Source organism: Arcicella sp. BE140, from assembly GCF_031456255.1.
In the GTDB taxonomy this organism is placed as follows: domain Bacteria; phylum Bacteroidota; class Bacteroidia; order Cytophagales; family Spirosomataceae; genus Arcicella; species Arcicella aquatica.
In genome coordinates this window covers 135,174-150,377 of sequence record NZ_JAVDUE010000010.1, presented here as the reverse complement: position 1 = coordinate 150,377, position 15,204 = coordinate 135,174, and the positions used below count along the sequence as shown (strand labels likewise).

Genomic DNA, 15,204 nt, shown 5'->3' with positions numbered 1-15,204 from the left:
AATTTACAACGCTTAATTAACTCTCAACAATAACGATGCCCCTTTGTAGAATTTTTCCATCTTTCATAACGATAGGCTTGATTACCTCCGTGATTCGCATATTCTCAGAAGGTTCTCCTGTTAAACTTGCTTCAATATCAGTTCTGGTATCAGTATATTTTTCACCTTCTGGAGAATGGTAAGTAATATCCATTTCAATAAGGGCTTGTCGGATTCGTTGAAGATGACGAGCATAAAGCGAGGAATGAGAAGCTTTTTCTGTTTTTTTTTCTAGGTTATGAAGTTGATTAGCAATTTCGATTAACTGTTTCATTGGGAAAAATGATATAGATTATGAATGTTTGCTAAAGTTATAGTAAGTTATGATATAATCAGAAGATGCTTATCTTTTATTTGTTGCGTAAAGCAAAAATCTATAAAACTAAAGGACAAAAAAAGCGAAAGCACCCATACCTAGAGAAGATAATAAGTGCTTTCGCTAGCAAAAAAAAAATTGACTATTATCACCAATCTGGTGTTACGCCTCCACGTACTCTGGAATTAAGCGATACCCTGATGCCTACCATCGTATTCTTGAAGCTGGTAAATTCCTTGTTAGGTATTCCACGATTGTTGTAAGCCAAAACAGCCTCTACTCTTAAAATCCTCAAGATGCCATCTACTCCATACCCTACTTCAATATTATGAATATTGTTGTTGGCGGTATAAAGGTAGTTGGCAAAAAGGTCTTCACGGATGCCTTTGTTGCGTATCAGGGTCGATTGTGTCAAAGCGAATTTTCTAAGACCAAACATCGTCATGATGTCGATATATGAACCATTGGTAGAAAAATAAAATGGGTCAATTAATTTTTTACTTACGCCCCAAATATAGTTATCATAAAAACCCACCAAACGATGTGTAGTGAGGGCTTCCCCAATCGCAATAGTATTATTGTTACCATTGAAATGTTTGTAATCAGCAAAAGTCATCTTATTGGCACTTAAAAAAGTACCCGCCTGTGCGATATAATTGAAATTTGTATTGATACTCAGTGGGAAATTGTGTGCAATGCCTAGCTCAATCGTATGGAAATCCATTTCACTGCCAAACAATTTAGGAATAGCACCACGGTATTTGAAGGTAATCAATGGAGACGAAGAAAAATCTACATAACGAATATTATTACGATATTGCTTTTTCAGCGTAGGACGATAGTTAATCTGAAAGTTAGCTAAGAAAGCATTATTGTTCTGAAACTTAGTGTCGGGCAATTCTTGACTATTAGGGAAGTTCGGTGAGTAAGAATCTCCGGCAAAGTTGACCCAATAATAGTTTGTAGTATTCTCTAAAGGATAACGCTTTGCCCATTCTAAAGACGTTTTAATCCCTAAAGTATTAGAAAAACGGTCGCTGAATGAAATATTAACAAAGTCTTTTTCATAGATTTTAACAAAGTTCTTTTTAAGAATAAGCGTCGATAACGAGTTTAAGTCGAGGGCTACAGGCGTATCCACATTGTATTGAGAGATAAACTTTCCGCCCGAAATACTTATTTCTTCTTTCTGGGTTTTCCAACGGAGCTTTAGCATACCCATCGAACGATTCTGAGTAACTGAATATCGCCAAGTAGGGTCAAGCTCAAACCAATCATATCGGTTTCGTCTGAAACGAAACAAAGCTCCTGTATTAAATACAAAGCCTTCTACTGTATTGAAGTTGAAATCTAAGACAGGAGATTTATAATAAATTTCGTAAGGATAGAACCCCCGTTTGGTATCTCCCCAAAAATACGAACGACTGAACAATACACTACCAATGCCAAATTTTTGATTGGCTTGTCGGTAAGTTGAAAACTCGTCGGGCTGTAGTGGAAGCGAGTTTTTGTTATATGAATTAATGGGTAAATTCGGCTTGAAAGCTTGAAAGTCGGTATTCGTTTTTAAGGAAGTCCAAATGTCTTCGCTTTGTTGTTCAGCATTGTGTACTATTTCAACCTTATCATAACGTTTTAAACCAGAAGCAATGTTGGCATCACTCCATTGGTTTTTCAGAGTGGTACCCAAAGCCGACATTACTTGTTTGAACTGTTGAACTTCAAAATTACGTTCCTGTACATTCACTATTTCGCTAAACTCGCTTTCGTCTGGACGAATTAAATCGGGAATGATTTTATGGGCAATGTCCTGATAATTCCAGACTTTGGCCATGTAAGTATAGTCACCCTCAAAACCCATCAAAGCTCCCGTAGCAACAATCTTATATTGTTGAGGAACCCACTGGGTATTAAAAAGGGCATAATTGATGGTGATGTGATACGTAATATTGTAGTTTTTAACGGTTAGGTCTAAATCTTGTAGATAAAAATCCCCATCCGTTAATGATATTGTACCACTAAATACTTTTTCATCATTGTTGTGTTTAGGCGTAACTTTGATGTTATAAACTTTTGAGTTATTAATAATTTTAGTATCTACCAATTCAAAATCGTAATATTGGAAAGCCTTTGGCGAGAGCGGAGAAATAGCACCTGTGCCTAGAACAGCTTTATAGAAATTTGGGTTTACGTATTTGTCAGGACGTGCCTCTGCATGGTAATTGTTTCTCAACGCTTTATGTTGAAAATAATAAGTATTATTACTGCTAACATAGAATTTAGCAAAAGACTCGGATTGATAAACGAGTTTTTCAGCTACACCCTCTTTAGCAAGTAAAGGCTCCCAGATATTGGGGATTGTATTCCACTTAGCTGAATTTTGAATAAATACTTCAGCCTCATAATTCACAAAAGACTTGTCGTGAACTGGAGCAAGTTTGATGGCCTTTTGAATAATTTGAGTGACATCCAAATTTGGGGCGGTATCATTTTTTTGAAAAGCGTATATATTATATAAATGGAAAATCAAGAATATAAATAAAGCACTTGTTTTTTTTGGGAACATATTTCTTATTTTGTTTCATCATCTAGCATAAGTTAATAGAAGCTTTAGAGAGATGGTAAATGGAATTTAAAAGTTCAAAATCAAATAAAAAATTATTGGAGCAGAATATTTTAAATACTTTTTACAAAAGGTAGAACAACAAATTTACTAACAAACTTTGGTAGAATAATTTGTTGGTGATAAATCTTAGTTTTATTAGTGATATTGACCGCTTGTCAATTTGTTTAGAATTTTTCTAAACAAAGGAATTAATTTCGTTGTTAGAACAATTAAATAAACGATATTTCTTTATTTAAGGACAGTATATTACCCACATTCAAACACAAAAAATATATGCAATCCACTCAGTTAAGCCTTATTGTTAAGAAACTAACCGAGTTTTACGGTACAGATTTTGATAACTTCGCTTACCAATCGCCTCTTTCAAAACTAAAAACCTTTAGTGCTAATGAAATTGATGTATTTGTTAATGCGCTAACTCAAGCTGCCCGTAAACAACAATTCTTAGTAGTAGAAAATTATGCCAGCGCGCAAGATTTCCCAGAACTCCTCAAAGAGAACAAACATCCAGTAATTTTTTTTGATGAAAGCGATGACCCTATCAAAGTCATTTTTGCTGCCAGAAAACTAAAAGACAATGAACCTCAGTTTTATCAATTTGTCGATAATCAGGATGCAGAGGAAATCTCTGAAAACCAAGCTTTCCAGCCTGTCAAAATCAATAATCATGCCGATAGTACACAAAATGGCAAAGTGAGATTTTTGATTGTGTATCCGCTCGAAAACATCGACAATGCTACAGCACCAGAACAAATGAGCCCGACCAAGCGGCTATTCAGGATGCTGAAAGCTGAACGTAAAGACATTGGATACATTTATATTTATGCCATTGTCGTCGGAATTATCAGTTTAACCCTGCCCTTGGGTATTCAGGCTATTATAGGCTTAGTATCTGGCGGGTTAGTTTTTAGTTCGGTTTATGTATTAATAACGGTAGTAATTTTAGGGGTTATTATCACTGGAATTTTACAGATATATCAACAAACCTTGGTTGAAGTACTACAAAGAAGAGTTTTTGCCAAAGCCGCTTTTGAATTTACTTATCGAATCCCCAGAGTAAAATCAGAAGCATTATTAGGCTCATACGCTCCAGAACTGATGAATCGCTTTTTTGATATTCTGAATGTTCAAAAAGCTCTCCCCAAAGTATTAATCGATATTACTGCCGCCTTAATTCAGATTCTCTTCGGCATGATTCTATTATCGTTATACCACCCTTACTTTATTGCATTTGGTTTGCTGACTATCGCCATCGTCACTTTTGTGGTGTATCTGAACGCTGAAAAAGGGATGGAAACTAGCTTGGCTGAATCGAAATACAAATACAAAGTCGCCCAGTGGTTAGAAGATATTGCCCGTACATTATACGCCTTCAAATCAGCAGGTTCTACCAATTTGCCAATGCAAAGAATGGATTACTTGGTGAATAATTACCTGAAATACCGTAAAAAACACTTCAAGGTGCTATTGATATTGTATAGCAATGCTGTTTTCTTCAAGACCTTCGTTACGGCTGTTTTGTTGATTCTAGGAACTTCTTTGGTCATAGACCGCCAAATTTCCTTAGGTCAGTTTGTGGCTTCTGAAATTATCATTGTCTTGGTGGTAAACTCTGTAGAAAAACTAATTTCTGGTGCAGATACCGTTTTTGACTTATTAACAGCCGTAGAGAAAATAGGTTTTGTGACCGATTTACCCTTAGAACGCCAAACGGGCTTGAATATTGATTTTCATGAAAACCCTAAAGGACTAGAAATTAAATTAAAAGATTTGAGCTACCGTTATCCAGGGGGAGGGAAACACGTATTAAAAAAACTTAATTTAGAAATCAAGCCTAAAGAAAGCATTTGTATCACAGGGACGAATGGCTCGGGGAAAGAAACATTATTAAAGATACTCTCGGCTATTTTTACTGATTTTGAAGGTGGCATTACTTACAACGGAATGTCTATCAGAGACGTAAAATTAGATTCAATCAGAGATGCCATCGAAAGAAACTTAGCCCTCGACGCCATCTTTGATGGTTCATTGCTAGATAATATCGCGATGGGTCGCTCTAGTGTCAAATTTAGTGATGTAAAGTGGGCGTTGGATAGTTTGAATTTAAGTGATTTTATTGCAGAACTGCCAGATGGATTAAATACACCGATGATTGCGGGAGGAAAACGTTTTTCAGAAAGCTTTATCGCTAAAATTTCAGTAGCTAGATGCGTAGTTGAGAAGCCTCAACTATTGATGATTACGGATATTTACCGAGAATTGCATAAGGCAGAAAGGCTGAAAACAATTGCGTTTTTAACGGATAAAGCCAATCCTTGGACGCTCCTTACTATCTCAAACGACCCTATGGTAATGGCTGCTTGTGACAAAGTAATCGTATTGAACGAAGGCGAAATTGTATTACAAGGCAGATACCAAGATTTAATCAAAGACATCAACTTTCAAGAAGCTATAGATTAAGATATGTTAAATTTATCAAAACAAAGTATCAGTAAGCAGGTAAACGAGCAATTTGAATTGCACTCGCTTAATACCTTGCATACACCACGTTCGGCAGTAATTCTGAAACGTTGGCTGATGGCTATCGTAGTGATTTTATTGTTGATATTATTTTTGCCTTGGCAACAGAACGTTACGGGCAAAGGTGATATTTCGGCTTTTACGCCTAAAGATAGACCACAGAATGTGCAAAATATAATATCAGGAAGGATAGAAGAATGGCTAGTAAAAGAAGGCGATTTAGTAGAAAAGGGCGATACCTTATTGGTGATTTCAGAAACGAAGGATGATTATTTCGACCCAAACCTGCCTTCACGTTTGCAAGAACAATTAACCGCCAAAAAAGCTGGGCTTGCTAGTTACCAAGCCAAAATTGATGCCTTATCACAGCAGATTGTAGCACTAGAGCAAAACCAGAAATTTAGTTTACAAAAAGCCAGAAACAAAGTAAAGCAGGGCTTTCTGAAAGTAACTTCTGATAGCACGGATGTAATAGCGGAACAAGTACAATTTAATATTGCACAAACAAGGTATGATAGGGGTGAAGACCAGTACAAAAACGGTGGGTTGGTTTCGCTAAGCGAACTAGAATCGCGTAAATTAAAATTGCAGGAAACAAGAACTAAGTTGGTTTCTACGCAAAATAAATTAGCGATTTCTCGCCAAGAATTAACCAATGCCCAAATAGAACTCAATTCTATTGGTGCTGAATACGCTGAGAAAATAGCCAAAGCTGAGTCTGATAGAAGTTCTGCATATTCATCTTTGGCAGCTGGTCAGTATGAAATTTCACAATTGAGTAATAAAATTACCAATGTGGATATTCGTAGAAATCAATATTATATCAAAGCACCCCAAGAAGGCTACGTAGTGCGTGCCTTAAAAGCAGGTATCGGCGAAAACATTAAAGAAGGCGAATCTATCTGTACTCTTCAACCTTTCAATCCAGCAATGGCTGTTGAATTGTATGTCAAAGCAATGGATGTGCCACTCATTACCGAAGGGCGTGAAGTACGTTTACAATTTGAAGGTTGGCCATCATTGGTATTCTCAGGTTGGCCATCGGCTACGGTAGGTACTTTTGGCGGGATTGTCAAAGTAATCGATAGAATAGATAATACAAAAGGCGAATACAGATTGCTGATTGTCCCTAAAATTGCGAAAGGTGAACAAAAATGGCCAAAGCAATTAAGAATGGGTTCGGGCGTAGCAGGTTGGGTAATGCTCGACGACGTACCAGTTTGGTATGAAATCTGGCGTCAACTGAATGCTTTCCCACCAACATTAAAACAAGAGCCTGAAGGAGCTTTAAATCATAAAAAAGCAAAGTAAAATGAAACATACAATAATTAGTGGTGTTCATCAATCTAATGCTTTTGATAGGAAAGGTTTTTCAACACCACGATTTTATACCATATACGTCTTTATTCTATTAATGAGTGCGTTAAGCAATGCTAAGGCACAGGCAACATTTAGTTATGAAGATTTTAAAAGTTTGGTTTTAAAGAATCATCCAACCGTAAAACAAGCTAATTTGTACTTGGCTGATGCTGATGCTGAAATTATGCAAGCCAGAGGGGCTTTCGATCCGAAGCTATCATCGGATTTTGACAGAAAGGCTTTTAAAGGGGATGATTATTATAACCGTTGGCACAACGCCCTAAAAATTCCTACTTGGACAGGCGTAGATTTCAAAGTAGGTTACGACCAAAGCAGTGGTAAGAAACTGTTGGCAGAAGAGTCTTCCCGACTTATTGTAGCTGGTTTAAGCGTGCCGATTGGTCAAGGCTTGGTGATTGATGCCCGAAGAAATACGTTGAAGCAAGCTAATTTAGCCAAGAACATTGCCGAAGCAGAACGCCAAAAGTTGATTAACAAAACCATCTTGTATGCTGCCAAAAGCTATTGGGAATGGTGGTTCAGCCATCAACAATTACAATTTGTGCGAGAAGGCTACGATTTGGCAAACCAAAGATTTATCGCTACTCGCGAACGTTCGCGAGTAGGCGAACAAGCCACGATAGATTCTGTGGAAGCTAAGATTACTTTACAAGACCGTGAAGTAGCTTTAGAGCAAGCGCAGGTAGATTTACAGAACACTAGGTTGGCGTTGTCAAACTATCTGTGGGATGATAAAGAAAATCCGCTTGAATTGCCCGAGAATGCATTTCCGCCAGCGTCGGCAGTGATAAAAGTAGATGAAACTACCCTTCAAGGTTTGATTAGTCAGGCGAAATCAAGACACCCTGAAATTCAGAAATACGATTTGAAAATCCAGCAATTAGGGATTGAAGAAAAGTTTAGAAGGGAAATGCTAAAGCCTACGCTGAATGCTAATTTCAATTTTATTGCAGATAGCTTTAGCTCAAATCCTGCTTATTCTTACGAAAATTCCTTTTCTACCAATAACCATAAGTTGGGCTTTGAGTTTGTAATGCCTCTGTTCCTCAGAAAAGAAAGAGGGAAGCTACAGCAAATCAGAATCAAGCAATTGAGTACAGGTTTTGAATTGAATCTGGCACGCCGTGAAATCATGAATGATGTGTATGCAGCTTATAACGAGGTGAAAAACTACGAACGTCAGTTACGTATTCAGCAAGATGCCGCCAAGAACCAAGAACTATTAACGAAAGCCGAACAACGGAAATTTGAAATAGGTGAAAGTACTTTATTCTTGATTAACAGTCGCGAAAGTAAACTGATTGATATGCGCATAAAAGTAGAATCGTTGAAGAGTAAATACGAGAAAGCACTGGCAAATTTAGCTTATACGGCTGGACTTCCAGACTTGCTTTAAATTTATTGATAGAAATCCTTTGGATTGTCAATTTGTATTTGTCGTAAATTTTAGCTATCTTTTCAAAATTGAACATCAACGTTTGTTCGTTCTGTATGCTAAAATACTTTACTTTAGCGCCAACAAGTTCAATATAATCCTTGTTAGACGAGCAAAATTTAAACTAATATAAATTGACATTTCAAGATTTCAACTTTGATTCAAAGCTTTTAGACGGCCTAGAGTCGATGGGTTATACCAAACCAACTGCAATACAAGAACAGGCTATTCCGCTGATTCTTCAAAATAAAGATTTAATTGCCTGTGCTCAGACTGGAACAGGCAAGACTGCTGCTTTTTTGTTGCCCACTTTGCATAAGATTATCAATACCCCTGATAAACAGAGGCACCTCAATACGCTGATTATCTCGCCTACTCGCGAGCTTGCCACGCAAATAGACCAACAAGTAGAAGGCTTGGGTTATTTTACGGGTATCAGCTCTATTTCGATATATGGCGGAGGTGATGGCGCTGCTTGGAATCAGCAAAGAAAAGCACTGGAAGATGGTGCAGAAATCATTATAGCTACCCCCGGAAGGCTAATTGCTTTGTTACAAATGGGAAAGATAAACTTCTCTCATTTAAAACATTTGATTCTGGACGAAGCCGATAGGATGTTGGATATGGGTTTTTATGATGATATTATCAAAATCATCAAGTATCTCCCTGCTGACCGCCAAACGATTCTCTTCTCGGCGACGATGCCTCCTAAAATCAGGTTGTTGGCTAACACCATTCTGAATAATCCAGAACAGGTAAATATTTCTATTTCTAAACCATCAGAAGGCATTTCGCAACAAGCGTATTTGGTGTATGATATACAGAAAATAAAATTGTTGACACATCTTTTGGAAGAAGGCAAATATACTAGTGTTATTATTTTTGCTTCAACGAAAGAAAACGTAAAACAGTTAGACAAAGAACTTAGACAAACTGGACTGAAAGCCAAGGCGTTTCACTCTGATTTAGATCAGAAGGAAAGGGAAGAGATTCTGAGAGAGTTCAAAAGTAAATCTTTGCCCATTTTGATTGGAACAGATATTCTTTCAAGAGGAATAGATGTAGAGGGCATTAGTTTAGTGGTTAATTTTAATACACCAAACGACCCTGAAGATTATATCCACAGAATCGGGAGGACGGCTCGTGCAGCTACCACAGGTGTAGCCATTACTTTTATCAATGATAAAGACCAGAAGAAATTTGCTGCGATAGAAGCTTTGATAGGAAGAGAAATTCCTAAAACGCCATTGCCAGAAGGAATGGGTGATGCCCCAGTATATCAACCTAATAAAAGAGTAAATGCAAATGGTTTCAAGAAAAAGCCATTTAAGAAAAAGAAGAAGTTTGATAAAAAAGAGCAATCTAATAATATAAGCTAAAGGAGAATTTTAAGCATTAGTAAAGTTAATCTGGCTAAATCAAATTAGTATAATTATTAGAAAAACACCTATCATTTCTTAAAATGTCACTGCTGAAACGTAATTTTGTAGTTTAAATGATAAAACTATAGAATCGGCTTCAACATATATACTCACAGAATTAGAAAAACGCTTTGTGCAAACGCATCTTCATGATGATGTAAATCAGTTACTTTTACAAGCAAAGCGTTTTCCTACCCTCAATATTCCTTATCTAGTAGCGCAAATTCAGGCTAGACAAAAAGCTAAAAACAAATTGCCTGAATGGACAGAAAACCTTGATGTTTTCTTCCCCAAAATGCTGTCGCTAGAACAATCTTCTTCTGAAATTACGGCTAAATTTAAAGCAAGTTTGGTAAAAGGAGAAACCCTGCTAGACCTAACGGGGGGTATGGGAATAGACCTTGCCTACATGAGTAAAGGTTTCAACAAAGCTTTTTATGCTGAACAGAATAATGAGTTATTGAAAGTTACTCAGCATAACTATCAGGTACTTGGTATTGAGAACATACAATTTATTGAAGGCAATTCTGAAACTTGGTTGAAAGCGAACGAAACAAAGTTTTCATGGATTTACCTTGACCCACATAGGCGAGATGATACGGGAAACAAAGTGGTAAAACTACAAGACTGTGAGCCTAATATATTGGAAATCAAAAGTTTGATTTTTGAAAGAACTGATAACGTACTCTTGAAGGTATCACCTATGTTGGATATTGATTTAGCCATATTGGAATTAAAAAATGTATCGAACGTATATATCGTTGCTGTGGAAAATGAGGTAAAAGAAATTTTATTTTATCTGCAAAAAGACTACCATGCAGAAGCCAATATCACCGCTATTAATTTTCTGAAACAAGGTCATTTTTCCGAAGGAAAGTCAACTGAGCAACACGTTTTTACCTTTCAGAAGTCGGAGGAAAAAACGGCTATGATTGGTTTTAGTAGTCCACAACATTTTTTGTATGAACCTAATTCGGCTATTTTAAAATCGGGTGCTTTTAGAATGGTTGCTCAACAATTTGGCTTGCAGAAAATAGCTCCGCATAGTCATCTTTATACTTCTGAGAAATTAGTCAATGATTTTCAGGGCAGGACTTTTCAAATAAAGGCAGTGTGCAAATTAGATAAAAAGGAAATTGTAAAACATATCACAGGAAACAAAGCAAATATCACCATCAGAAATTTCCCTTTGACTGTAAAACAAATCAGAGAAAAATTGAAACTGAATGAAGGGGGGGATGATTATCTTTTTGCAACTACCGATGCCCAAAATCAGAAGATTGTTATTGTTTGTAGTAGATAGGAGGAGAAATATTTCCCGCAGATTTTCGCTGATTTTAAAGCGCGGATGATGGAGATTTTTAACAAGAATAATCAGCGTATAAATCTCCTTAAATCAGCGGGTAAATATTTCCCGCAGATTAACGCTGATTTTAAAATTGCAGATGATGGAGATTTTTAACAAGAATAATCAGCGTATAAATCTCCTTAAATCAGCGGGTAAATATTTCCCGCAGATTAACGCTGATTTTAAAATCGCAGATGATGGAGATTTTAAATGAAATAATCTCTGTAAATCAGCGGGTAAAAAATACAAAAAATCAAAACATACTAGTCTGATAATTTCCTGTATGTTTGGCTTCATGTTCTAATAGCCACTTTTTCCGCCATAAATCACCGCCATAACCAACTAACGACCCATTCGCACCAATTACTCTATGACAGGGTACGATAATATTAAATTTGTTTGCACCATTCGTAGTTCCAACCGCACGAATGGCTTTTTCGTTGCCAATCCTTCTTGAAAGCTCTAAATACGAAATCGTTTTGCCGTAAGGAATTGTTACTAGTTTCTCCCAAACAGATTTCTGAAAATCAGTACCTTCGTGTTGAAAGGGAATGTCAAAATCCTTGCGAGTGCCATCAAAATATTCCTGTATTTGTTGCTGATACGTTTCAATGATGGCAGGAACATACAAAGTAGCTTCTTTGCGTGGACTAGGCTTTTTTTGTGTTTCTACAAAAAGAATAGATGTAAGGTAGGTTTCTGTAGCAGACACTTCAAGCTGGCCGAGGGGGGAATCTATGTATTTTGTAAAAATTTCAGTACTCATATTTGCGAATGATTAGCAAGGTTTGGTTTTTATTTGAAGAAAACAATTCAGTATTTTGCAATAAAAACATGAATCAAATCTTCCTTCCTGTTCCTCCACAGTTTTCTTTTCAAGAATGCTTATGGTTTTTAGATAGAAACTATGATGATTGCCTACACGAAGTTCGGGAAAATTCTGTTTTGAAACTGCTTTCTATTCATGAAAAACCAACTTTAATTGAAATTAAAGCACTCGACAATCATTTGCAGATAGATGTATTAACAGGGGAATGTGCCAAAGATGAAATCTGCCATTTTGTGACAGAATGGTTTGATTTAGAACGAGATTTAATGCCATTTTATCAGCTATTAGCCAAGGACGACGACTTAGCTTATATGATTACAGACTATCACGGCTTACGACTATTGGGTATTCCTGATTTGTTTGAAGCCTTATGTTGGTCGATTATTGGACAGCAAATTAATCTTAGTTTTGCGTATAAGCTCAAACGTAGATTGACGGAGACGTATGGTTATAAACAAACTTATGAAGGCAAAGACTTTTATCTTTTTCCCAAACCCGAAATAATTGCTAGACTGACGGTTGAAGAACTTAGAAATATGCAATTTTCGACCCGAAAAGCAGAGTATTTAATGGAGATTGCCCGTACTTTTTCAGAGAAAACACTGTCAAAAACCATGTTGGAAGGCTTTTCAACAGCAGAGGCTATCAAAGCACTAGTGGCTATCAGAGGAATAGGGGAGTGGACGGCAAATTATGCTTTGATGAAGTCGTTAAAGCGTTTAGAATGTGTAACTTACGGAGATGTAGGGTTGTATAATGCCTTGAATGCGTTGAAAGGTTTGCCTAAAAAACCTTTAAGGGCAGACTTAGAAACCTTTTTCAAAGGCTTTGAAAAGTGGGAAGCCTATACTGTTTTTTACCTCTGGCGAAGTTTAGCTGTGAAGAATAAGGCAATTCAATCAATTTGAGCGTAAAAAACTGTAACTTTGTTAATTCAAAAACTGTCAATCTGACAGAAACCAACAAATGGCAAAACTTTTGACAGTATTAGGGAAGTATAAAAATAAAGCGAAAAGTATATTGAAAATGGAAAATAAAGAAGAATTACAGACAGAAGAACAAGCGTTGAACCAAGAAACTGACAATGTTTCTGAAAATATAGAGGCAGTTGTTGAAGAAACAGTGGAAATTTCTGAAACTGAAAAACTTCAAGGAGAAATAGCGGAGTTGAAAGATAAATATTTACGCCTATATTCTGATTTTGATAATTTCCGTAAACGTACTGCGAAAGAGAAATTGGAAATGATTCAGTCGGCATCAGAGAAAGTAATTGTAGATATTATTCCAGTAATTGATGATATTGAAAGAGCAACTGCTAACGCACAAGAAGGAGAGATTTCTGAAGGAATCCAATTGATATTCAATAAATTAAGTAATACTTTGGCTACTAAAGGTTTAAAACCAATGGATGCTAAAGGACAAGTATTTAACCCAGATGTGCACGAAGCAATTACACAATTCCCAGCTCCTACAGAAGAAGACAAAGGGAAAGTATTTGATGTAGTGGAAAAAGGATATTATTTGAACGAAAAAGTGATTCGCTTTGCAAAAGTTGTTGTAGCAAACTAAAAATATTATCAGAGTAATGTTGTAATCCATAAAATATTGGATGGTTTTCTGCTTAATTACTCAATTCATTGATTAGAAAAGATGGCAAAAAGAGATTATTACGAGGTATTAGAACTTTCTAAGTCAGCTTCGGAAGATGAAATAAAAAAGGCTTATCGGAAGATGGCTATCAAGTATCACCCAGATAAAAACCCTGGGGATAAAGTAGCTGAAGAGAAATTCAAGGAAGCCGCTGAAGCGTATGAAGTGTTATCAAACGCTCAGAAAAAAGCTCAGTATGATCGTTTCGGTCATGCAGGAATGAGCGGAGCTGCTGGCGGAGGTGGCGGCTTTAATGGCGGAGGAATGAATATGGATGATATCTTCAGCCAGTTTGGAGATATTTTTGGTGATAACAATCCTTTTGGTGGATTCTTCAATGGGGGCGGTCAGCAACAAGGCCGTAGAACTAGAAAAGGGTCTGATTTAAGAATCAAACTTAAATTGAACCTTGAAGAAGTAGCCAACGGTGTTGAAAAGAAAATAAAAGTAAAACGCCATGTTACCTGTAAGCCTTGTAGCGGAAGCGGTGCTAAGAACGGTACTGAATTACAGTCGTGCCAGACTTGTGGTGGTTCTGGACAAGTGCGTCGTGTTCAGCAGACTATGCTTGGACAAATGGTGACTACTTCTACTTGCCCTACTTGTAATGGTGAAGGTAAGATGATTAAAACGCGCTGTGAGGTGTGTTTTGGTGAAGGTAGAGTACTAGAAGAAGAAGTTATTCCAATCAAAATTCCTGCTGGTGTAGCCGAAGGCATGCAGTTGTCTATGACGGGCAAAGGAAATGTACCTCCTCGTGGTGGGGTGGCTGGTGATTTATTAATCGTTATCGAAGAAGAAGCTGATGAAGTATTACACCGTGATGGTACTAACGTAATCTATGACTTATACCTAAACTTTGCTGATGCGGCTTTAGGGACTTCTGTAGAAGTACCAACAATCGGCGGTAAAGCACGTATAACGATTGATGCGGGAACACAAGCAGGTAAGATTCTTCGCTTAAAAGGAAAAGGTATCAAAGAGTTGAATGGTTATGGCGTGGGTGACGAACTAATCCACGTGAATATTTGGACGCCTAAGACGCTTAGCCGTGAAGAAACTGAACAGCTAGAGAAGTTCAGAACTTCGCCAAACTTCCAACCAAAGCCAAGTAAAAGCGACAAAAATTTCTTCGAAAAGATGAAGGATTTTTTTAATTAAGACTTTAGGATTATTGGACTTTAGGACTTGAAGATTTTCTTTGGGACTTGAGGAATTTTGGACTTTAGGACTTGAAGATTTTAGATTTTTAGTCTTAGGTTTTTTAATATTAATCCCCTTATTCAGCGATGAGTAAGGGGATTTTTTGTTATTCATGATGTAATTGCAGTCGCTTGGCTTTATTTACTAAATCTCATCCAATTACAAATACGCCCAAGTGGCTACTTTTCACTCGGTTAAAACCAAGCAACTGCATTCTTTCTATTAGGGTGCGACTTAAGTCGCACCCTAATAGAAAGACTTGAGTAATCGATTTTTTATGTTTACAAACGTTTCCTTATTTACAAAGCTATTCCTAAAAACTAAATCATATCCAACTATCAATACGCCCAGAGGGCTTATGCGAATAATCGTCACTCGGCTGAAGCCAAGCGACTGCATCTTTAATCCATAGCAACAAAAATCCCCTTACTCATCAC

Annotated in this window: 11 protein-coding genes; 8 read left to right on the top strand and 3 right to left on the bottom strand. The window is 36.9% G+C overall.

Features of this window, described 5'->3' with window-relative positions; genetic code table 11:
- Positions 1 to 16 precede the first annotated feature (16 nt).
- Together J2Y60_RS15200 and J2Y60_RS15195 are read right to left on the bottom strand one after the other, a co-directional pair.
- Positions 17 to 313 (bottom strand): hypothetical protein, encoded by a 297-nt coding sequence (locus J2Y60_RS15200; protein WP_309919341.1) that lies wholly within the window; start codon positions 311 to 313, stop codon positions 17 to 19.
- Positions 314 to 503: 190 nt separating this feature from the next.
- Complete coding sequence (locus J2Y60_RS15195) at positions 504 to 2,921, bottom strand: DUF5686 family protein (protein ID WP_309919343.1); 2,418 nt, start codon at positions 2,919 to 2,921, stop codon at positions 504 to 506.
- 333 nt (positions 2,922 to 3,254) lie between these two features.
- On the opposite strand from J2Y60_RS15195, the gene J2Y60_RS15190 reads away from it, so the two are divergent.
- The 5 genes from J2Y60_RS15190 (at position 3,255) to J2Y60_RS15170 (ending at position 11,040) form a co-directional block, all read left to right on the top strand.
- Positions 3,255 to 5,441, top strand: coding sequence for an ATP-binding cassette domain-containing protein (locus tag J2Y60_RS15190; protein WP_309919346.1), 2,187 nt, complete (start codon positions 3,255 to 3,257; stop codon positions 5,439 to 5,441).
- Positions 5,442 to 5,444: 3 nt separating this feature from the next.
- Positions 5,445 to 6,812, top strand: a complete 1,368-nt coding sequence (locus J2Y60_RS15185; RefSeq protein WP_309919349.1) for an HlyD family efflux transporter periplasmic adaptor subunit — start codon at positions 5,445 to 5,447, stop codon at positions 6,810 to 6,812.
- Between the two features lies 1 nt (position 6,813).
- On the top strand, positions 6,814 to 8,277 hold the full coding sequence (locus tag J2Y60_RS15180) for a TolC family protein (protein WP_309919352.1): 1,464 nt from the start codon (positions 6,814 to 6,816) through the stop codon (positions 8,275 to 8,277).
- Positions 8,278 to 8,450: 173 nt separating this feature from the next.
- Complete coding sequence (locus tag J2Y60_RS15175; RefSeq protein WP_309919355.1) at positions 8,451 to 9,695, top strand: DEAD/DEAH box helicase; 1,245 nt, start codon at positions 8,451 to 8,453, stop codon at positions 9,693 to 9,695.
- 175 nt (positions 9,696 to 9,870) lie between these two features.
- Positions 9,871 to 11,040 (top strand): THUMP-like domain-containing protein, encoded by a 1,170-nt coding sequence (locus J2Y60_RS15170; RefSeq protein WP_309919358.1) that lies wholly within the window; start codon positions 9,871 to 9,873, stop codon positions 11,038 to 11,040.
- A gap of 298 nt (positions 11,041 to 11,338) precedes the next feature.
- On the opposite strand, the gene J2Y60_RS15165 is transcribed toward J2Y60_RS15170, so the two are convergent.
- Complete coding sequence (locus J2Y60_RS15165; protein WP_309919361.1) at positions 11,339 to 11,851, bottom strand: methylated-DNA--[protein]-cysteine S-methyltransferase; 513 nt, start codon at positions 11,849 to 11,851, stop codon at positions 11,339 to 11,341.
- A 68-nt stretch (positions 11,852 to 11,919) separates the two neighbouring features.
- Here J2Y60_RS15165 and J2Y60_RS15160 point away from each other — a divergent pair, with 68 nt between their 5' ends.
- The 3 genes from J2Y60_RS15160 to dnaJ all read left to right on the top strand — a co-directional run bounded on the left by J2Y60_RS15160 (position 11,920) and on the right by dnaJ (position 14,725).
- Positions 11,920 to 12,822, top strand: a complete 903-nt coding sequence (locus J2Y60_RS15160; RefSeq protein WP_309919364.1) for a DNA-3-methyladenine glycosylase — start codon at positions 11,920 to 11,922, stop codon at positions 12,820 to 12,822.
- 58 nt (positions 12,823 to 12,880) lie between these two features.
- A complete protein-coding gene (locus J2Y60_RS15155; protein WP_309919367.1) occupies positions 12,881 to 13,483 on the top strand; it encodes a nucleotide exchange factor GrpE in 603 nt (200 codons plus the stop codon).
- Positions 13,484 to 13,564: 81 nt separating this feature from the next.
- Positions 13,565 to 14,725, top strand: a complete 1,161-nt coding sequence (gene dnaJ / locus J2Y60_RS15150; RefSeq protein WP_309919370.1) for a molecular chaperone DnaJ — start codon at positions 13,565 to 13,567, stop codon at positions 14,723 to 14,725.
- Positions 14,726 to 15,204: the final 479 nt, after the last annotated feature.

Coding starts and splice junctions, on each gene's coding strand:
- J2Y60_RS15190 (WP_309919346.1), top strand. CDS start 3,255: ATGCAATCCACTCAGTTAAGCCTTATTGTTAAGAAACTAACCGAGTTT.
- dnaJ (WP_309919370.1), top strand. CDS start 13,565: ATGGCAAAAAGAGATTATTACGAGGTATTAGAACTTTCTAAGTCAGCT.
- J2Y60_RS15200 (WP_309919341.1), bottom strand. CDS start 313: ATGAAACAGTTAATCGAAATTGCTAATCAACTTCATAACCTAGAAAAA.
- J2Y60_RS15165 (WP_309919361.1), bottom strand. CDS start 11,851: ATGAGTACTGAAATTTTTACAAAATACATAGATTCCCCCCTCGGCCAG.
- J2Y60_RS15160 (WP_309919364.1), top strand. CDS start 11,920: ATGAATCAAATCTTCCTTCCTGTTCCTCCACAGTTTTCTTTTCAAGAA.
- J2Y60_RS15155 (WP_309919367.1), top strand. CDS start 12,881: ATGGCAAAACTTTTGACAGTATTAGGGAAGTATAAAAATAAAGCGAAA.
- J2Y60_RS15195 (WP_309919343.1), bottom strand. CDS start 2,921: ATGTTCCCAAAAAAAACAAGTGCTTTATTTATATTCTTGATTTTCCAT.
- J2Y60_RS15185 (WP_309919349.1), top strand. CDS start 5,445: ATGTTAAATTTATCAAAACAAAGTATCAGTAAGCAGGTAAACGAGCAA.
- J2Y60_RS15180 (WP_309919352.1), top strand. CDS start 6,814: ATGAAACATACAATAATTAGTGGTGTTCATCAATCTAATGCTTTTGAT.